The organism is Stenotrophomonas sp. BIGb0135 (assembly GCF_024810105.1).
Lineage (GTDB): Bacteria > Pseudomonadota > Gammaproteobacteria > Xanthomonadales > Xanthomonadaceae > Stenotrophomonas > Stenotrophomonas maltophilia_AB.
This window is the reverse complement of sequence record NZ_JANUDX010000004.1, coordinates 290005-309576: the sequence shown is the minus strand read 5'-3', so window position 1 is coordinate 309576 and position 19572 is coordinate 290005. Positions and strand designations below refer to the sequence as shown.

Annotated in this window: 14 protein-coding genes and 1 pseudogene; 10 read left to right on the top strand and 5 right to left on the bottom strand. The window is 67.6% G+C overall.

The annotated features are described in order from the left end of the window. Positions 1-951: 951 nt before the first annotated feature. Together M2421_RS11915 and M2421_RS11910 are read left to right on the top strand one after the other, a co-directional pair. Positions 952-2220 carry a hypothetical protein gene (locus M2421_RS11915; protein WP_259206862.1) on the top strand — a complete coding sequence of 423 codons (1269 nt, stop codon included), beginning with the start codon at positions 952-954 and terminating at the stop codon, positions 2218-2220. Positions 2221-2305: 85 nt separating this feature from the next. Continuing rightward, entirely contained in the window at positions 2306-2662 is a 357-nt protein-coding gene (locus tag M2421_RS11910) for a hypothetical protein (RefSeq protein ID WP_259206861.1), read from the top strand. A 137-nt stretch (positions 2663-2799) separates the two neighbouring features. Here the strand turns inward: M2421_RS11910 and M2421_RS11905 are convergent, their stop codons facing one another. The 3 genes from M2421_RS11905 to M2421_RS11895 form a co-directional block, all read right to left on the bottom strand. Beyond that, entirely contained in the window at positions 2800-4983 is a 2184-nt protein-coding gene (locus tag M2421_RS11905; protein ID WP_259206860.1) for a peptidoglycan-binding protein, read from the bottom strand. 45 nt (positions 4984-5028) lie between these two features. Beyond that, positions 5029-5913: a hypothetical protein gene (locus M2421_RS11900; protein WP_259206859.1), complete on the bottom strand. Its 885-nt coding sequence runs from the start codon at positions 5911-5913 to the stop codon at positions 5029-5031. A 320-nt stretch (positions 5914-6233) separates the two neighbouring features. Continuing rightward, positions 6234-6857, bottom strand: a complete 624-nt coding sequence (locus tag M2421_RS11895; RefSeq protein WP_259206858.1) for a hypothetical protein — start codon at positions 6855-6857, stop codon at positions 6234-6236. Between the two features lie 956 nt (positions 6858-7813). Between M2421_RS11895 and M2421_RS11890 the strand changes: the two genes are divergently transcribed. After that, entirely contained in the window at positions 7814-8056 is a 243-nt protein-coding gene (locus M2421_RS11890) for a hypothetical protein (RefSeq protein WP_259206857.1), read from the top strand. 168 nt (positions 8057-8224) lie between these two features. Next, positions 8225-8602 carry a hypothetical protein gene (locus M2421_RS11885; protein WP_259206856.1) on the top strand — a complete coding sequence of 126 codons (378 nt, stop codon included), beginning with the start codon at positions 8225-8227 and terminating at the stop codon, positions 8600-8602. Between the two features lie 195 nt (positions 8603-8797). Here the strand turns inward: M2421_RS11885 and M2421_RS11880 are convergent, their stop codons facing one another. Further along, the gene (locus M2421_RS11880; RefSeq protein WP_259206855.1) at positions 8798-9181 is read right to left on the bottom strand and encodes a 4-fold beta flower protein; all 384 of its coding nucleotides are present in this window, start codon (positions 9179-9181) and stop codon (positions 8798-8800) included. Positions 9182-9240: 59 nt separating this feature from the next. After that, positions 9241-9705 (bottom strand): hypothetical protein, encoded by a 465-nt coding sequence (locus M2421_RS11875; protein ID WP_259206854.1) that lies wholly within the window; start codon positions 9703-9705, stop codon positions 9241-9243. Between the two features lie 150 nt (positions 9706-9855). Between M2421_RS11875 and M2421_RS11870 the strand changes: the two genes are divergently transcribed. From M2421_RS11870 to M2421_RS11845, 6 genes and pseudogenes are all read left to right on the top strand, one after another. Continuing rightward, positions 9856-10488, top strand: a complete 633-nt coding sequence (locus tag M2421_RS11870; protein ID WP_259206853.1) for a TetR/AcrR family transcriptional regulator C-terminal domain-containing protein — start codon at positions 9856-9858, stop codon at positions 10486-10488. Between the two features lie 44 nt (positions 10489-10532). Beyond that, on the top strand, positions 10533-11633 hold the full coding sequence (locus M2421_RS11865) for an efflux RND transporter periplasmic adaptor subunit (protein ID WP_259206852.1): 1101 nt from the start codon (positions 10533-10535) through the stop codon (positions 11631-11633). Further along, the gene (locus M2421_RS11860; protein ID WP_259206851.1) at positions 11630-14707 is read left to right on the top strand and encodes an efflux RND transporter permease subunit; all 3078 of its coding nucleotides are present in this window, start codon (positions 11630-11632) and stop codon (positions 14705-14707) included. Before M2421_RS11865 ends, M2421_RS11860 begins: the two co-directional genes overlap by 4 nt. Before the next feature lie 115 nt (positions 14708-14822). Then, positions 14823-14990, top strand: coding sequence for a hypothetical protein (locus M2421_RS11855; protein ID WP_259206850.1), 168 nt, complete (start codon positions 14823-14825; stop codon positions 14988-14990). Positions 14991-15170: 180 nt separating this feature from the next. Continuing rightward, positions 15171-17426: pseudogene (locus tag M2421_RS11850) on the top strand (TonB-dependent receptor); the annotation flags it as partial. Next, complete coding sequence (locus M2421_RS11845; protein ID WP_259206848.1) at positions 17423-19561, top strand: phospholipase C, phosphocholine-specific; 2139 nt, start codon at positions 17423-17425, stop codon at positions 19559-19561. The pseudogene M2421_RS11850 and the gene M2421_RS11845, both read left to right, overlap by 4 nt. Positions 19562-19572: the final 11 nt, after the last annotated feature.

Below are 19572 nucleotides of genomic sequence, written 5' to 3'. Positions count from 1 at the left end.
GCTCCTGAATATTGAACTGACCGGTACATGAATGAAGCGTCGGTTCAGGGAACTACGGGGTGAGATATAGCCGCGCCCATGCGCGTACCGACTCCTGCACCGACGAGGCGACTTCCGAACACGGATCTTGAGCGCGACGCCGGGTTTCGACGTGGTCTTGCGTCGGCGTTGGGCCCCCGCAAACCGTACATGTCAGTCGCGTCATCTCACGCTTCCTGCGCCAGTCTGAAGCTGACGATCTACAGGAAACATTCGAGGACTGACCTGCCTCCAGCCGGCGCTGGCTGTTTAGTCCGTGTCCTCGTTCCAGGGTTGCCGACGCATGTCGAACGACGGCGCCAATTGCGATCGGAGCCTGATTCCTCCACTCGTTTTTGAGGGAGGTTCGAAAGGATTTCGACGAGGGAGTGAGAAGAACAAGCAGCGTATTTTTGAAACGGGAAAACACGTGTTTTCTTGAAGCGCTCATGAGGGAAGTCCTGCCCTACACCTCGACGCGGTACCGTCCTGATCCCGCGCATGCAGTGGGCAATACAAGCTGGCGCCGCTCAAGGCATCGCCACTGTCCGTTCCTGGTCGGAAGCAGGCATCACGCTGGAAAGGCGAGCGCAACATCATTGGCGCAGGAGCGCCGATCCAGACCCGTACCTGTATCACGCCCGTCCATGCACTGGACCGCGGCTGCATGATTCGCCCTGCCGGATGAGGGACAGAAGCGCGTAAGCCCATGCCCAGACACCGGACCGTCCAGCGTCGTTCGACCTCGCCGGGAATGCATCAACGCCTGTGGAAAAGCCGCGAGCGCCTGCTCTACACTGGCCCGCCGTCCGTCCTCCTCGCGTCCTTGCCCCATTGAATGGGGGCGCGGCAGCGAAGGCGACCGTGACCGCGATCTACCCGCGTTTTCCAGCGATATCCGCAAAGCCGATTCATCCAACGGGGATAAGCGATATGAGTCTGAAGTCGATTGCGGCGGCACTGTCGCTCACCACCATGTGCGCGGTGTCCGCCCATGCAGAAAACGCTGCGCCGCTCGCCTTCGCGGATCGCCTGGCGCAAGCGCGGTCGTCGCTGACCGTCCGGCCGGAGGGCTTCTCGGGTCCGGGCGCTGCCATCCTGGCGGACGCGGTCAACGCCAGCCGGTACGTGCTCATCGGCGAGAGCCATTTCTCGCGGGAGATCCCGGCCTTCACCACCAACGTCTGTCGCTTGATGGCGCCCGGCGGCCTGACCGCCATGGCCGTGGAGACCGGGCCGGAGGCCGCGGTGGCGGTCAATGCACGGCTGAGAGCGCCGGACCGGGAACAGCAGATTGCGGACTTCCTCACCACTCATCCGGACGTCATGGCGTTCCTCAACAGCCGCGCCGAAGGCCAGACGGCGGCCGATTGCGCCGCCGTCGCCGGGCCTGACTTCAGGTTGTGGGGACTGGATCAGGAGTTCCTGGGCGTCAGTGGCTATCTGTTCGAACAGATGCTGGCCGCCAATCCAGGGCCGCTCGCCCGCGCCCAGATCGAGGCGTTGGCCAGACAGGAAAGGACGGCCGTGCAGGCCGCGCTCGCCTCCGGTTCGCCCATGGACCTGTTCCTGTTGACGGCCACCGATGCGACGCTGGACGCGGCGGGGACGGCCATCGACAAGGACGGTGGCGAGCGGGCAAAAGCGCTGTTTGCGGCCTTGCGCGAAACACGCGCCATCTACCAGGCCTCGCAGTCTGGCCGTGGCGATCCGAACGGACGCCGGGCGCGGCTGATGAAGCGGACGCTGGCGGCCCATCTCGCCGAGGCGCCGCAGGCGCGCGTGCTGATGAAGTTCGGTGCCTATCACCTCTACAAGGGCTACAACCCCCTCGGCCAGCGCGACGTGGGTAACTTTGTCGCTGAACATGCCGACGGCGAGGGCGTGCAGGCCGTGAACATGATCGTGGTCGGCGCGAAAGGCGTGGAGGCTGGATACAACGGGGTCAGTCGCCCGATGAAGGTGTACGACTTCGACGCGACCACGGGCAAGGGCAGCGACTGGCGCAAGGATGTGATGTCGGCGCGTCCCGCGGACACGGCACCGGGCGACTGGATCCTGGTGGATCTGCGCCGTTTGCGCAGCAAGGATATGGACGCCCTCACCCCCGAATGGCGCGAGCTCATCCGCGGCTACGACTTCGCCATCGTGGCGCCGACACTGTCGCCGTCCACCAAGCTTGGGGCGGACGCCGCCCCCTAGCGGATCTCCGCGGTCAGCCTCGGCGACCGCGATTGGACGTGGGTAAACTTCATCCGCCAACACGGCATCTCAAAAGGACACGAGCATGCGAGTACGGATTCCGGCCCTGGCCATCCTGATGGTGGCCGGCTGCGCCACGAGCCCCCGCACACCCCCGCCGCCGCCGATCACGCGCGTGGGGTTCGACAGCGGCGTGCACGCCGACCGGGTGTCGGCGTGTGCGTTGGATGCCCTGGGCGGCGACTACCGCATGCGCCGCACTGCGCCTTGGCTGTACCAGATCTTCCGACCGCAGACCCCGGGGGCTGGTGACATGGGCTGGTACATCTTCAATGACGGCAATGGCGGCAGCAAGATTCGTTACCCGGACAGCTTCCAGGGCAGCGAGGAAGAAGCGCAGGTGCGCCAGTGCGCGGGCATGGCACCGAACGCGGCGTCATGACCCAGAGTGGTGCACAGGTGAGCGCCCTGCCAGCAGCAGCGCGATCAATGCGGCGCGCACGCCCCTGAATGCAAAAAGCCACCGCCGAGGACATCCTGGTCCTCGGCGATGGCGCCCCTACGCGTGTTGCGGTGGCCTCAGCGCTCGGCGGGCGGCTGGCTCTGTGCAGCCGGCGCCTGCGCCGCCGGTTCGGCCTGGCGTGCGTTCAACTGCTGCTGCAGGTTGTCGCGCATTTCAGTGAAGGCGCGACCCGCCGGGGTCTCGGCCAGCCCGGCCAGCGCGTTGCGCATGCCGTCGGCGTTGCCTTCGCGCGCGGCATTGAACAACGAAGAGAGGACGCTGTTGCCTTCCTTCTCGGCCTGCGGCGCCTTGGTCTGCTCACGTGCCTGGTCCAGCGCGGCATGGGTCTTGGGACCCACCACGCCATCGGCGCTCAGGCCCTTGTCGCGCTGGAACGCCTTGACCGCTTCTTCGGTGTGCGCGCCGAACTTGCTGTCCACGTCCAGCGGCTTGCCGTTGCGGTCGGTGTAGCCGAGCTTGTTGAGCGATTCCTGCAGGGCATGCACGCTGCTGCCGCGGCTGTCTTCGCGCAGGGTCGGGTGCGACTGCGCGGTCGACTCGGCCTTGCCCGGTGCAGCGTTCGCCGCAGGCGCGCGTTCGCCCGCAGTGGCGCGGCCGCCGCCGTCCTTGATCAGGTCGCGGCCATTGGCCAGCGGATCGGTGGCGAACAGCTCCACGCCGCGCGCGTGCTTGCGGTCCAGGTAGCCCTGCAGCGGGATCATCTCCACGCCTTCGCCACTGCGCGACTGGCTCACCTTGAGCTGGCCGTCGGTGGGATCACGCACCACCATGGTGATGTGGTCGATGCCGTTGAAGCGGCCCCGGTCCCAGCCCTTGGCGCCGTTGTCCTCGCCGATGATCATGCCCTCGCGCAGCGAGTTGGCGGTGATCTCCTTGCCGGACATCAGGGTGCCCGAACGCTCGGACGCCTTCTGGATGATCCCGGCCGCATGGTCGAAGCCCGGGCTGAACTGGTCGGCCTTGGTGAACACATCGCGACCGGCCTTTTCGTTGATCTCGGCCATGCTCTGGTTGGCCAGGCGCACCACCCAGCCGGAGCAGTCCACTGCACCGGACTCGGGCTTCTTGTCGCCGAAACCGTACTTGACGTGGTCGAACTGCTTGGTCAGTTCGTAGGCACGGTTGAGCTCGATGCCTTCACCACCGGTGGCCGGTGCGGCCGGCTGCGCGGGCGCGACGGGCTCGGCCGCAGCCTTGGCCGGTGCAGCGGTGGCCGCAACAGCGGCGGTGCCCGCCACGGCAGCAGCGCCTGCAGCCACGGCGGCTGCCGCCGGTGCCTGCGCCGGAGCGGCCTGCGCATGGCCGGGCGCCTGCGAACGCAGCGCCTGCAGGGTGTCACGACCGGCCACGCCGTCCACGGTCAGGCCGTGGTCGCGCTGGAAGTTCTCCACTGCGTGGCGGGTGTTGTCGCCGTAGGACCCGTCGGTGCCCAGCGCCTTGCCGTTGCGGTCGGTGTAGCCGAGCGCGTTGAGCTGCTGCTGCAGCTGCTCGACCGGTGCACCGCGTTCGTTCGGCGAGAGCATGCCGTCGGCCATCGGATCACGCGCGGCGCGCGACGGCGCAGCGGCGGTGTGGCTGAGCGTGCCGCTCGGCAGGCCGCGCGTGGCCTCGTCGGCATACCCCTGGTAGCGATCCATGTGGTCGCCCATCTTGGCGTAGGCGCTCTGCAGCGAGATGCTGCCATCGCCGTACAGCGCCGGGTTGCCGGAGATCACTTTGCTGCTCAGCACGCTGTCCACGCGCGCATTGGGGTTGTCGCGCAGCTTGGACAGGAAGCTGACCGCATCGGTCGAGCCCAGGTTGTGCATGGCGTAGACATTGGCGTCCACGTCCTTGCCGCCGTACTGCGAGGCGCGCTCGATGTTCTCGCGGGTGAACTCGGCCAGCATGCCCGCCTGCAGCTTGGTGTTCTCGCGCAGCTTGGGCGAGTTGGTCTGCTCCTTGGTCATGTCGGCGGCATTGGCCACGCCGTACTTCTCGCCGTACTTCTGCACCATGTCGTGCCAGGTGCCATTGAGGAACTGGCCGTAGCCATGCGCCGAGGAAATGGCCTTGGTGCCGTCGTACTGCGTGACCGTGTTGAGCTCCGGCTTGGAGGTGGAGATCGGCCGCGCATTCGGATTGAAGCCCGACTCGAAGCCGGCGATCTTCACCATCACGTCCACGTCGATCCCGGCCGTCTTGGCCGCCGCTTCCAGTTCCTGCCGGTGCGCTGCCCAGCGTTCGTCCCGATTTGACATAGTAAGTTTCCTTTTAGTGATTCAGCTGAACATCGAAATGAGGCGTTACGGCGCCCCGGGGTAGACCTGCTGCTTGGGGTCGAAGGCAATCACCGACGTCGCCGCCGCTGCACCATCCCCCTGGCGGGTCGCCTTGATGGGATAGAAACCATCGACCGGCGTGCCGGTCGGGTCGATCTGGATCTGCACGACTTCGCTCGGCGAGTCTTCGCTGCTCTGCGCGATGCGCGAGACATCGCGGAACACACCGGCGACCGGCACCAGCAACGTGTACTGGGTGACGGTCACGCCCTGCCAGGTACCGCCGGCGGTGCCCAGCCAGCCATGCCGATCCGGGCCGACCTGCACCAGCTGCGCGTCGCGGCAGCCGCAGTCGCCGGCCTGGCCCTGGTCGATGGCCGCGGTGGCGGCCAGCGGCGTCCACTTGCCATCGGCGGTGACGGTGGCGGCGAACGCGCCGCGCAGCCCCGGATCCACCAGCGAGTAGGTGTCCGCGTTGGGATCGCTGTAGGTCTGGAAGTACACCTGGGTACCGGAGGCGGCGGCCACGACCTTGGGCGTGTCCGGCTTCATGCAGTAGTCCAGCGTGTCGTTGGCGCCTTCGAAGCTGTGCGACCAGCAGCCGGTGGCGGCGTTGAAGGCCTTTTCGCCGTACGCCTTGCGCAGCATCCCATCGACCACGGCCTGCAGCTGCTCGGCGCTGAGCGCGACCGGTGCGGCGGCGGTGGGCGTGGCCGCGGCGGCAGTAGCCGGTGCGGTGGCCGCCGCCGCCGCGGGCGCGGTCGACGGTTCGCCTGCGGGCGCCTGCGCCTTGCAGGCGGTCAGGCCGGCCACCAGGCAAACGCCCAGCCACAGGGCGTGGCGCGCGGGAAGGGCGCGGGTGGAACGCGCAACGGAAATCACAGCCGGCTGTTCAAGGGCGGTATGCATGGTGTCGTCTCAGGGAAAATCGGCCGCGGCCGATGAGGAAAAGAAGCGCCCCGCGTCGTGCCTGCCTGCCACGGCCGGTCCGCGCACGATGGGCGCGCAGGACAACGGAAACGACAAAACGGCGCCGTCATGATTGACGTTCGCTGGGCGGTGCTGGCCGGGGAGGGCCAGACGATCGAAAAGGGTGAGTGCGGAGTGAAGAAATGTCTTCCGCGGACCGACCCGGGTAGTGTCCGTATGCATCGCGATCTCCATGCGTGCCACGCGGCAGCGCAAGCGCTGCCACGTATTGGCCGATCCGGACCACATCCTTGGGTCCGCTACCGGGAGATCGGCCGGTAGGTGTTATGGCCGGGATCGTAACGGTACTCGGTCGCGTTGTCACCCCCCGCCGTCTTCACGCGCAGGGCCGGCAGGTCCGAGCCGTCGACCGGCACCAGCTCCAACGGCGCTGCTGCGGCGGCCGGGACGGTGCCGAGGTAAGTCCACTTGCGCTCCTTGGTGCCCTGCAGTTCGTGCGGGTTGAACACCAGCATCTCGAACGCGGGGCTGGCGGCATCGCTGGTGCCCGCACGGGTGGGCAGTGCCAGCAACACGCGCCCGGATGCAGTGGTGAAGGTCTGCGGCTTGCGTGCCGTGTCGATCGCGTTGCCCTGCTCGGCCTGGCCGAACTCACCGATGTACGGCTCGCTGCCCTGCAGCGTCCAGGCGTTGTTGCCATCAGCCACGTAGGTGGCATGGGCGAGGGTCACCTTGGCGGCGGGATCGATGCGGCCACTCTGGCGGTCGGCGCCGTACCGAGTGGGGGTGAACCAGGCAAAGCCGGTGTAGTAGCGCTTGCCATCGGCCTGGAATTCCAGGCCATGCCAATAATGGATCTTGCTTCCGTTTTCCACGTCGTAACTCAATGCGCCACCGCCGTCGATATCGCTGATCGCGGTCAACACGCTTTCCGCGCTGGGGGCCGGTGCGGTAGTGGGCTGCTCTGCGGCTGCGGTGGGGGCAGGTGCCGCGGCGGGTGCAGGCGCTGCCGGCGTGGCGGCGACCGGTGCCGACTCAGTGCCTGCGCCGCAGCCGGCAAGGACCAGCGCAGTGGCCACGGAAAGAAGGGAAAGACGAATGCGGCTTGGCATGAACGCACCTTCATGGATGGAAAGCCGGAGTCTAGCGGAGGCGCTTTGAATGCGCTTTGACGTGGCTTCGCCTGAGGACGCCCCCGGTGGGGGGCCTATAAGACCGCCCGCTGTCGGGAGGGCTTGACGATATTCCTATGGCCTAAACGTGATCGCAGGGGGCGCTCTGGCTAAGAGGGCAGTTGAAGATAGGCGGTTGCCTGGACAGTGGGGAAGTTGGAATGACGAAAGTTCACTTTGTGATTATTAGCGTGGAAATTTGAGGCGGTGATTTCTGGTGGGGCTCACGACACCGCGCCGGCTGCCAGCGCGGCAGACGAGTGTTTCGGCAGGGGGGCGCCTGGGGACGGTCCTGCCTGCAGGCGGCAGCACATTGCACTGCCATGATCGCTTCGGCCAGGTCACCCGCAAGGTGCAGACCGTGGGCTGGCACCGCGGTTTACTATGATCCGGTGAATAACGTAAAGGTTGTGGTGGGAGTCAATGGGGTTGTTACCGCATTCCAGGTACCAGGTCGGATTCACTGCCTACCCAAGCGCTTCTCTTTGGTTCTCTGGTAGTCAAAAATCCTGCGAGGTGATTTGACATGAGGCCGCAGCGCGCACGGGCGAGGCTGGACAATGAGAAGGTTAATCCTGAGAGAAACAGAAGGTTGGTGCTGCCTCTGTTTCGGCGAAAGCACGACTACGGCAATTTCGACCTCGGCGAACTGATGCCGGGGCTCGAGGCGTTCGGAATAACAACGGTCAAGCGTTTAAGGTTGTCTGATGAAGAAACACAGACGATCCATTCTTGATGAGGAGCGGACGAAAATGTCGCGTGTCGAGACGCTGCATGTATTGCGTCAGTTCGACCGTAGAGGGATCGACGCCCGTTCCAATACCTCATGGTATGCAATCGTCGGCTTGGTAAGGCAGGCGATGGAGAGGGAGTTTGGCTGTGAGGCGATGCTGTCTTTTCACGTAGATGGCGGATCCAATGAGCCACCGTCAGGTGTGCCTGACGCGTAGTCCGGTTGCTTCACGGCGCCTCTATCGATGTCGCAGGTCTCTTCTGAGTTCGCCTGTCCTCGCCGTTTGGATGGCTGCAACGCATGGGGGCGGCAAGGTCTTCCACACGGCGCATGGAACCTCGCCCTTGGGCGCGGGAATACCAACGCAAGCAGAGGAGCGTCATCAATGGGACTGTCGCGTGTTCTGGTGAGCAGTGTGCTCCTGGCCCTGCTGCCGGGGTGCAGCGAAGATCCTGTCGGCGAGAGCTATCCGTTGGGCAGGAATGGAGCGCAATGCCGTTTCTACAAGGGGTTTGATCGCCGTCCTCCCGCGGTAGTGGTGGATGGGCTGCGCGCGCGCGGATTGGATAGTCGCAGGCTCATTGGCAGGACGGTCTGTGGTGATGTGATTGGCTGGCAACTTCTCCCCCTGGGGGCGGACATCAACACTATTCCACCTCCCGATGTTTACAAGGACGTCTGGTTGGAAGGTGATGGCTCCGTGGTGGTCAGTCCTGACGACTTCGCCGGGGACGCGGTGCGCAATAAGGGGGCAAACCGGTAAGTGAGAGGTCGACGATGCTGGTTGCCACCGTGGGGGCCTGTTCCGAATGGGTACGCCATGCTCGCGGCGGTGGAAGGCGCGCCAGGCGCTCAGCCGCCACATGCTCCCGCGCGGAGCGCGGCACGTGACCCTGACGAGGCGTGTTGATCCACGTGGACGTGGATGCCTGGCACACCCTCCGCCACGCGATGCGGCCTAGTTCCGTCCCATCGACAGGAACACATCCAGCGGGACATCCGACCAACCGCCGGCCTGCAGTGGTTCCATCGGTTCCAGCTGCGGCAGTGCTTTCAGCGGGGTGAGCTGTTGAAGGCCCTTGATGCGCTCCACGCGCGTGCGCCGCCTGATCACGCTTTCAGTGAATCCAACCGCGTAACCGTCATGGTCCACGACCACGCGGTTCTTGAGCCACCCCAGGTGCCTGCCGTTGAAGCCATAGAGGGACTGTCCATCCACGTAGGCCACCGGCTGCCCATCCCACAGGTAGACGGTCATCTGCTGGTCGGTGTCCAGGTAGGCAACGGCGTACCCACGGATGTCGTAGAGCGACAGCTGCAGGGCGTGGCCGATGGAAGGCATCAGCAGCAGGGTGGCGCACGCCCAGGCAAGGAGTTTTCTCGGGAACATGGCGGCCTCGGCTAGCGTTGCGGGTCGGCTGCACCGTTCGGCGTGGGCTGAGCCGTCGCGGACGGCGGCGCCGGGGTGGTCGTGTCGCGCAGACGTTGGCGAAGGCGATCGTTGCTGGCCTGGAATGTCTGCACCAGCGTGTCGCAGGCCTGTCTGGATGCGCCGCACTTGATCGACATCCCGATCTCGACCCCGCCATCGCGCTGGACCAGGGTGCGCTTGACCATCGAGGGGTGCATTGCGTTGCCCGGTGCGGTGATCGACCACAGCACGTGCCCCTGGTGATCCTGGAGCGCGAACCAGTCGTTCTCCAGTCGCTCGCTGACGTGGGGGGACGCGCGCAGCGCGACGAGCGCGGCCTCCGGGGACGCGTAGGGAATCGCGTCGCCCTCGCCGTCCATGGGTCCGGCGTGCGCACCTGCGCCCACGCTGGCGAGCCACACTGCCAGCGCGATCGTCCCGTTCTTCCAGCGCATCCTGCTTTCTCCCCTGGGCGCCAGGCCCTGACCGGCATGGTATTGCCCCGTCCACCCGGTCGCCAGCGCTGGCCGCGGTCGCCTCCTTGCGCGCACCTGCCTAACGCTGTTAGATTCGCGCCCCTAACATCGTTAGGCAAGGGCCAGCAGGTGCGTCAGCCGATTGGGCGGGAAAACATCGTCGAGGCGGCCTTCCGGATCCTGGATGAGGCGGGGCTGGAAGGGGTGACCCTGCGCAAGGTGGCCTGTTCGCTGGGCATCCGTGCGCCCTCGCTGTACTGGCATTTCAAGAGCAAGCAGGCGCTGATCGACGCCATGGCCGACGCGATGATCTGCGACGTCGCCCGCGCGATCCCGGCCGGCCAGCCGTGGCGGCAGACGCTGCTGCAGATCGCCCGTGAATTCCGGCTGGCGTTCAAGGCCCGGCGTGACGGTGCGCGCGTCTACGCCGGTACGTTCCTGGCCACCGAGAACGTGTTGCGGGTAGGCGAGGCGAGCATGGCCGCGCTGGCCGGCGCCGGCGCCCCGATCCGCTTCGCCGCGACCGCCTCGATGGACCTGGTGTACTACACGATGGGCTTTGTGATCGAAGAACAATCGTGGCCGGGCGACGGCAGCATGGAGGCGCTCGGTGAAACGTTCATGGCCCTGGCCGAGGAGCGTTTCCCGCACTGCTGGCAGGCCCGTGATGTCTGGAGCGAGGTCGACTTCGACACGCGCTTTGAGCAGGGGCTGGGCCTGATGCTCGATGGCATCGAACGGCGTCTGGCCGCCACCCCCTGATGTTCCCCTCCCGTTACCGCTGCACCGACACGGAAGCCCCACCGATGCGTGACCGACTCCTCCGCTGTTCTTCCCTGATCCTGATCGCCGCGCTGTTGTCGGCCTGTGGCGGCAAAGACGAGGCGGCCTCGGCCGAGGCCGCCAGCGCAAGCGCGGCGTTGCCGGTCTCGCTGGCCACCGCGCAGTTGCAGCCGATGGCGCGCACGGTGCTGGTGTCCGGGCCGGTCACCGCCTATGAGGAAATGCAGCTCGGGGTGGAGATCACCGGCCAGCGCGTGACCGCGTTGCCGGTGGACGTGGGCCAGTGGGTGAAGCAGGGCCAGGTGCTGCTGCAGTTGGACCACCGCACCCTGGACAGCGAGCTGGCCCAGGCCGACGCCTCGCTGCGCCAGGCGCAGGCCTCGCAGGAGCTGGCGCGGATGAACTACGAACGCAGCGCCAAGCTGGAGGCCCAGCAACTGATCAGCGCCAGCAGCCTGGACGAACTGCGCGCAGCGCGCATCAATGCGGAAGCGCAGACCTCCACCGCCCGTGCGGCACGTGACGCGGCCAAGCTGCGCCGTGATTTTGCCGACCTGCGCGCGCCGGCCGATGGCTTGATCTCCAAGCGGCTGGTGCAGCCGGGCCAGGTGGTGTCGGCCGGCACCGAGCTGCTGCGCCTGATCCGCGACGGCCGCCTGGAATGGCGCGCGGAGTTGCCGGAGAACCAGTTGGCCGACGTGGCCGTGGGCAACACCGTCGAACTGCCCTACGCCGGCCAGGTGGTCAGCGGACGTATCCGTGCGGTCACCCCCGGGGTGGATGCGCAGACCCGGACCGGCACGATCTACGCCGACCTGCCCACGCCCGACCCGCTCAAGCCGGGCATGTACGTGGAAGGCCGCATCGTCACCGGCGACGGCCAGGCGCTGACCATCCCCACGGCGGCGATCGTGCAGCGCGATGGCCACAGCTATGTGTTCAGCGTCAACGACAAGCAGCAGGCCGCCCGCCACCGCGTGCGTACCGGCCAGGCCGTCAACGGCCAGACCGCGATCCTGGAAGGACTCAAGGCCGGCGACAAGGTGGTGGTGGACGGCGCCGGCTTCCTCGGTGAGGGCGACCGCGTGCGCGTGGTGGCCGCGACCAGGGCTGCCGCGCGATGAACATCTCCGCCTGGGCGATCAAACGCCCGCTGCCTGCGCTGCTGATCTTCTTCGTGCTGTGCGTGGCCGGTCTGTGGGGCTTCCATCAGCTGCCGGTGGCGCGCTTCCCGGACATTGCCTTCCCGATGACCACGGTCACGGTGACCCAGCCCGGCGCGTCGCCGAGCCAGCTCGAAGCCGAGGTCACCCGGAAGGTCGAGGACTCGGTGGCCACGGTCAACAACGTCAAGCGCGTGATCTCCTCGGTCAGCGAAGGCGTGAGCACCACCACCATCGAGTTCCAGCTGGAGGCCGACCTGGCCACCGCGCTGGACGACACCCGCGATGCGGTCACCCGCATCCGCACCGACCTGCCGCAGGACATCCAGGAGCCGGTGATCTCCAAGGTGGATATCGGCGGCTCGCTGATGACCTACGCGCTGGTCGCCCCGCACATGACGCCCGACGAAGCCAGCTGGTTCGTCGACCGCGACATCGCGCGCGCCATGTACGGCGTGCCCGGCGTGGCCCGGGTCACCCGGGTGGGGGGCGTGCAACGCCAGGTCCGCGTGGACCTGGACCCCAACGCGCTGATCGCCATGGGCATCACCGCCGGGGACGTGTCCCAGCAGCTGGCGCGGATCCAGGTCGAGCGTGCCGGTGGCAAGGCCGAGATCGAGGGCGCGCAGCAGACCATCCGCACGCTGGGCACGGTGGGCGATGCCCAATCGTTGCGCGACTACTCCATCGCCTTGCCGGACGGGCGCGCGGTGCGGTTGTCCACCCTGGCCACGGTCACCGATGCCGCCGCCGACCCGACCGAAGCCGCGTTGCTGGACGGCGGCGACGTGGTGGCGTTCTCGATGTCGCGCACGCGTGGTTCCAGCGAGGTCAAGGTGGAAGCCGGCGTGCACGCCGCGCTGGACACGATCAAGGCCGAACATCCGGGTATCGAGTTCCGCCTGGTCACTACCGCCATCGACGAAACCCACCGCTCCTACGACTCGTCGATGACGATGCTGTACGAGGGCGCGCTGCTGGCGTTGCTGGTGGTGTGGCTGTTCCTGCGCGACTGGCGCGCGACCTGGGTGGCGGCGCTGGCCTTGCCGTTGTCGATCATCCCCACCTTCGCGGTGATGTACTTCTTCGGCTTCACGCTGAACATGATCACCCTGCTGGCGCTGTCGGTGGTGGTCGGCATCTTGGTCGACGATGCGATCGTGGAGATCGAGAACATCGTGCGCCACCTGCGCATGGGCAAGCCGCCGCTGGAGGCCGCGCGCGAGGCGGCCGGCGAGATCGGCAACGCGGTGATCGCCACCTCGCTGACCCTGGCGGCGGTGTTCGTGCCGGTCGCCTTCATGCCCGGCATCGCCGGCAAGTTCTTCCGCGAGTTCGGCTGGACCGCGGCCACCGCGGTGCTGTTCTCGCTGCTGGTGGCACGCCTGCTCACGCCGATGATGGCCGCCTACCTGCTCAAGCCGCATGGCGAGGAGAAGCCCGATTCGAGGCTGATGGTCTGGTACCTGGGCTGGGTGGACGCCGCGCTGCGCCACCGCGGGCGCACGCTGTGGCTGGCCACCGGGTTGTTCGTGGCCTCGCTGGCGCTGGTGCCGTTCATCCCGGCCACCTTCATCCCGCAATCCGACCTGGGCCGCAGCAACCTCAGCCTGGAACTGCCGCCAGGCACCCGGCTGCAGGAGACGGTGGGCGTGGCCGAGCAGGCGCGCGCGCTGCTCAAGGACATGCCCGAACTGAAGCAGGTGTACACCGCCGTGGGCAGCGTGCTGGACCTGGGCGACCCCAGTGCCACCGGTGTGGGCGAGGCACGCAAAGCCACGCTGGTACTGGATTGGGGCACCGCCAACACGCGCGACCGCGACCAGCGCGCGCTGGAGCGCGAGGCCCGGCAGAAGCTGGCCAACCTGCCCGGCGTGCGCGTGAGCTATGTCAGCTCCGAGCCCGGCAACCTGCTGCAGCTGGTGCTGTCCGGCGATGATCCGCAACGCCTGCAGGACGCCTCCACGGCGCTGGAGCGCGACCTGCGCGGCATCCAGGGCCTGGGCAGCGTGACGTCGACCGCCTCGCTGCTGCGCCCGGAAGTGCAGATCGTGCCCAACGCCGCACGCGCGGCCGACATGGGCGTGGCCACCGCGGACATCGCCGAGGCGGCGCGCATCGCCACCGCCGGCGACTACGAGCAGCGCCTGGCCAAGCTCAACCTGCCCGATCGCCAGGTGCCGATCCGGGTTGGCTTTGCCGAGGCTACGCTGGCCAACCCGGCCCTGATCGGCCAGTTGCGCGTGCCCGGCCGCAACGGTCCGGTGCCGCTGGCCGCGGTGGCCGATATCCAGCAGGGCAGCGGTCCCTCGCAGATCTCGCGCTACCAGCGCCAGCGCAACGTCACGCTCACCGCCGAGCTCAACGGCCGCCCGCTCGGCGATGTGATGACCGAAGTGCAGGCATTGCCCAGCGTCAAACAGCTGCCACCCGGGGTGACCTTCCTCAACACCGGTGATGCCGAAGTGTTCGTCGAGCTGTTCATCGGCTTCCTGTTGGCGATGGCCGCCGGCCTGATCTGCATCTACATGGTGCTGTTGCTGCTGTTCAACCACGCGCTGATGCCGGTGACCATCCTCGCGGCGGTGCCGTTGTGTGCCGGCGGTGCGTTCGGCGCGCTGCTGATCACCCAGAACATGCTCTCGCTGCCGGCGCTGATCGGCCTGTTGATGCTGATCGGCATCGCCACCAAGAACTCCATTCTGTTGGTGGATTACGCGGTGATGGCCGAGGACGAGCACGGCATGAGCCAGCACGACGCGCTGATTGATGCGTGCCGCAAGCGCGCCCAGCCGATCATCATGACCACCCTGGCGATGGGCGCGGGCATGATGCCGATCGCGCTGGGCTTCGCCGGCGATTCCAGCTTCCGCGCGCCGATGGCGATCGCGGTGATCGGTGGCCTGATCACCTCCACGCTGCTGAGCCTGATCGTGATCCCGGCGGCGTTCACCGTGATGGATGACCTGGGCAACTGGCTGTCGCGCAAGTTCCACCGGCGCCCGTCGCACCCGGTGGCTGGCGGCGCGGAGTAGGCGCGCACGCCAGCCACAAGGCAGCACTGGGCCAGGCATGAAATCCCGTGGCAGGCACAGGGCGCCTGCCACGACCACCCCGATACACTCGGCACTCGTCCCGCGAAGCGCCGCCATGCTCGACCGTAGCGTCGTCCTGATGTGCCGGTGTGCCCTGTCGACCGCGTGTTCCAGCGCGTCGGCGGCAGAGGAAACACTGCTCGGCGTTGCGCCGCTGGCTGGCGATGCGGTGGCGGTCGCGCAGCTGGCCAGCCACGTCAAACGCAGCACCACGTGCGCGTAATGCAAGCGCAATGTCATGGGGAAGTCACCGGCGCTGCCAATACTCCGCCGGTCGCCCACTACCCCCACCGACCCGATGCGCGCCTCTGGCCACTGCCCTCGAATCTCGCTGCTCGCCCTGTTGCTTTCTTCCGCCGTGCAGACCATGGCGGCCGAGCCCGCGCCCGCCGATGAGGCCCGCACGCTCGACCAAGTGCAGGTCATCGGCCAGGCCACCAGCTACGCCAAGACCACCGTCAGCCAGGAAACCCTCAACCGCCAGCAGATCCTGAGCAGCGTCAACACTGCGCTCAACGAGCTGCCGGGCGTGGTGGTCAGCGAAGCCGATGCCACCGGCTCGTCGGTGTGGGGCACGCAGATCAGCATGCGCGGCTTCGTCACCAACCGCGACACGCAGCAGATCGGTACCACCATCGATGGCCTGCCCAACGGTGGCTCGGGCTATGGCGGCGGCTCGCTGGCCAACCGCTACATCGACACGCTCGACCTGGAGACCATCGAAGTCAGCCAGGGCACCGCCGACATCTCCTCGCGCTCCAACGAGGCCCTGGGCGGCACGCTCAACTTCCTCACCAGCGATCCGCTGGCCGAGCAGCGCCTGCGCATGGTGGTGGGCGGCGGCGACAACGATGCACGCAAGTACTACGTGCGCTACGACACCGGCCTGCTCGGAGGTCACACCCGCGCCTGGGTCAGTGCGTCGTCTTCGCGCGTCAACGACTGGATCGACGGCAGCGGCCATGTCAGCAACGACCACATCGCGGCCCGGTTCGTCACCGAGCTGGAGCGCTGGACCCTCAGCGGCTACGCCTCCTACAACGATGCCGACGAGCCCGAATACACCAGCGTGAGCCCGGTCGCGTTCGCCACCCACCCGGACCGCGATGGCCTGACCGGCACGCTCACCGGTATTCCCTACCTGGACCAGAACTACCGGTCCGGATCGCGCGCGCTGCGCGAGAACACCTTCGGCTACCTGCGCGGTGCGTTCGACGGCGGCAATGGCGTCAAGGCCACGTTGACCGGCTACGCGCACAGGATGGAGGGCCGCGGCGACTGGTTGCCGCCGTACCTGGTGCAGGCGCGCAACGATGGCGTCGGCCAGCCGGAATCGGAATACCTCGGTGGCGGCACGGTGTATGGCGGCAGCGCGCTGGGCCAGTTCTACTTCGTCAACCCCGATGGAAGCGCCGCGCAGATGCGCGCCGGCTGCGTACCGCGCGCCGGTTTCAGCGCGGAATACGACCCCAACTGTTACGCCGCTGGCGTGCAGGGCGTGCAGTCCTACCGCCACTCGCACTACGACAACGACCGCGCCGGTGCCACCGCCGACGTGGAGTGGAAGCAGACCCTGGGCAGCGTGGACAACACCGTGCGTGGCGGCGTGTGGGTGGAGCAGTACGATCGCAGCGTGCGCCGCGACTGGCACCGCCTGCTCAACGTCGGCACCGACATCGGTTTTGATCACCAGCCGTACTGGGTGCAGTTCGAAGACCGCTACAAAACCAGCGAGCAGATGTACTACGTGGAAGACGTGGCCCGCGTCGGCCCGTTCAGTGCGCGCGTCGGCGTCAAGCAGTTCTTCGTCGACCAGAAGCGCAACCGGGTGATCGGCAACGCCGAGAACGTGCGGTCGGACTCCAGGTCCGATCCGCTGCTCTCCGCCGGTGGCACCTGGACCCTGCCCGTGGAAGGGCTGGAGCTGTTCGGTGGCTATTCGCAGAACTTCGCGGCGATCCCCTCCGGCGTGCTCGGCGAAACCGATGCGCAGCGCTTCGCCCGGGTCGAACCGGAAACCGCCGACAACATCGAGCTTGGCCTGCGCGTGAGCCGTTGGCCCTTGACCGGTTCGCTGACCCTGTACACCATCAGGTTCGACAACCGCATCGTCTACCTGCCGGCGCGGTTGGCCGATGGCATCGACTACCTGGACGAGACCGATGGCGTCTACGAGAACTTTGGTGGCGTGGAAAGCACCGGTCTGGAAGCCGCGCTCGGCTACGGCTGGGACAGCGGTTGGCGGGTCAACGGGGCCTACACCTATAACCGGTCCAAATACCTGGGCAGCGGCAACCTGGCGCGCGACACCGAACTGGGCATCGTCGATGGTGCGCAGGTGATCGGCCAGCCCAAGCACGTGCTGGTGGTCTCGGCCGACTGGCAGGGCGAGCGCTGGAATGCCGGCATCTCCGGTCGCTACCTCGGCGAGCGTTACCTGGATGCCTCCAACATCAACAAGCTGCCGTCGGCCACCGTGTTCAACGCCAACATCGGGTTCGACCTGCAGGGCCTGTCGCCGAAGCTGAAGGGCGTGGGTGCCAGCCTGGTGGTGAGCAACCTCACCGACCGCCGCTACCTGGCCGGCGTGGATGGCAGCGATTCCGCCTTCATCGGTGCCCCGCGCACGGTCGGCGTCTCGGTCCGGGTCGACCTGTGACCCGACGCGACACCCCCGCGCCGGACATCGGTCGCCGCCGCCTGCTGCAGGGCGGCGTCGGCGCCGGGCTGGCGGCCCTGCTGCCCAGCATCGCCCGTGCGGCGGCGATCGCCCCGCATGCGCGCAGCGGCAGCCTGGAGGATGTGCAGCACATCGTGGTGTTCATGCAGGAGAACCGTTCGTTCGACCATTACTTCGGCACCCTTCCGGGGGTGCGCGGGTTCGGCGATCGTTTTGTCATCCCGGCCGCGCCGCTGGCCGCGGGCCAGCCGCCGCGCACTGTATGGCTGCAGCCCAATGCGGCCGGTACGCGGGCCATCGCACCGTTTCCGCTGGATACCGCCGCGCAGTTCGGGGTGATGCGTGTGGAAGGTACCCCGCACACCTGGCCCGACGCACAGCGTGCATGGGACCACGGGCGCATGGCGCAGTGGCCGGCGGCCAAGCAGGACCATGCGATGGGCTACTTCCAGCGCGCCGACATGCCGTTCCAGTTCGCGCTGGCCGAGGCGTTCACCGTGTGCGATGCCTACCACTGCGCAATGCAGGCCGGCACCAATCCGAATCGCCTGTTCCTGTGGACCGGCCACAACGATCCGCACGCACGCGGCGGTGGCCCGGCCGTGGCCAACTCGCACGACAACTTCCCCGAGCTGGGCGGCAACCCGCAGGCCTACACGTGGACCACCTACGTGGAGCACCTGCAGAACGCAGGCGTGGACTGGCGCATCTACCAAGACATGGCCGACAACTTCACCGACAACCCGCTGGCCGGCTTCGAGACGTTCCGCCAGGCCTGGCGCGGCGCGCCCGGCCACGATGCGGCCCTGCGCGAACGCGGGGTCAGCACGCGCGGGTTGGCCCAGCTGCGCGAGGACGTGCTGAAGGGGCAGCTGCCGCAGGTCAGTTTCATCATCGCCGATGCCGCCGGCAGCGAACATCCCGGCCCCTCCAGCCCCGCCCAGGGCGCGGCGTACACCGCGCGCGTGCTGGATGCGCTCACCGCCGATCCCCAGGTGTGGGGCCGTACCGCGCTGCTGCTGATGTTCGATGAGAACGATGGTTTCTTCGACCACATGCCGCCGCCCGCACCGCCGTCGCCCGATCCCAGCGTGGCCGGTGGCTGGGCAGGCGCGTCGTCGGTCTCGACCGAGGGCGAGTATCACCGGCATCCGTCACCGGGCAACGAGAAGGCCGATCCGCTCGACCTGCGTGGCCGCCCCTATGGCCTCGGCCCGCGCGTGCCGCTGTATGTCCTCTCGCCGTGGAGCCGCGGTGGCTGGGTCGATTCGCAGGTCTACGACCATACCTCGGTGATCCGGCTGATCGAGCGCCGCTTCGGCGTGGCTGCACCGGCGCTGTCGCCGTGGCGTCGCGCGGTCTGCGGCGACCTGACCGGCGCATTCGACTTTTCGCGTGGCGACGCGCGGCCCTTCGTCGCGTCGCTGCCGGCCACCGCTGCCACCGCCGCGCGTGCGGCCGCGTTGCCGGGCCGTACCGTGCCGGTCGTGCCCGAGGGCCTCGCGCCGGCGCGGCAGGCGCCCGGGGTGCGCCCGGCGCGCGCGCTGCCGTATCGGCCGCAGGCGGGCATCGTGCTGGATGACGACCACGTGCGGCTGGACCTGGCCTGCGATGGCGCGGCGGCGGTGCTGCATGTCTACGACCGTCTGCATCTGGGCGCGATCCCGCGCCGCTACACGCTTGCCCCGGGCCTGCCGCAGCAGGCGCGCTGGGCCATCGATGACGCACGCGGCTACGACCTGTGGCTGCTCGGCCCGAACGGTTTCCATCGGCACTATCGCGGCCAGCCAGGCACCCAGGCACCGCTGCAGTCCCGCATCGACCGCGACGCTGGCCGCCTGCGCCTGTGGCTGCATAATCCCGGCGCGATGCCGCTGGCGGTCACCGTGCGCGCCGGTGCCTACGTCGAGGCCGCACCGCACCGGCAGCTGCGGATCGACCCGGGCGCCACCGTCGACATCGCCTGGGATGCCACGCCCAGCGGCGGCTGGTACGACCTGCACGTCGAGCAGCCGGGTGCGTCCCAGCGTCTGGCCGGGCGGGTGGAAGATGGCCAGCCGGGCAGCACCGACCCGGCGATGGGCGCCGAGCCGATGCGCTGGCTGGCCGACTGAGCAACGCGGGG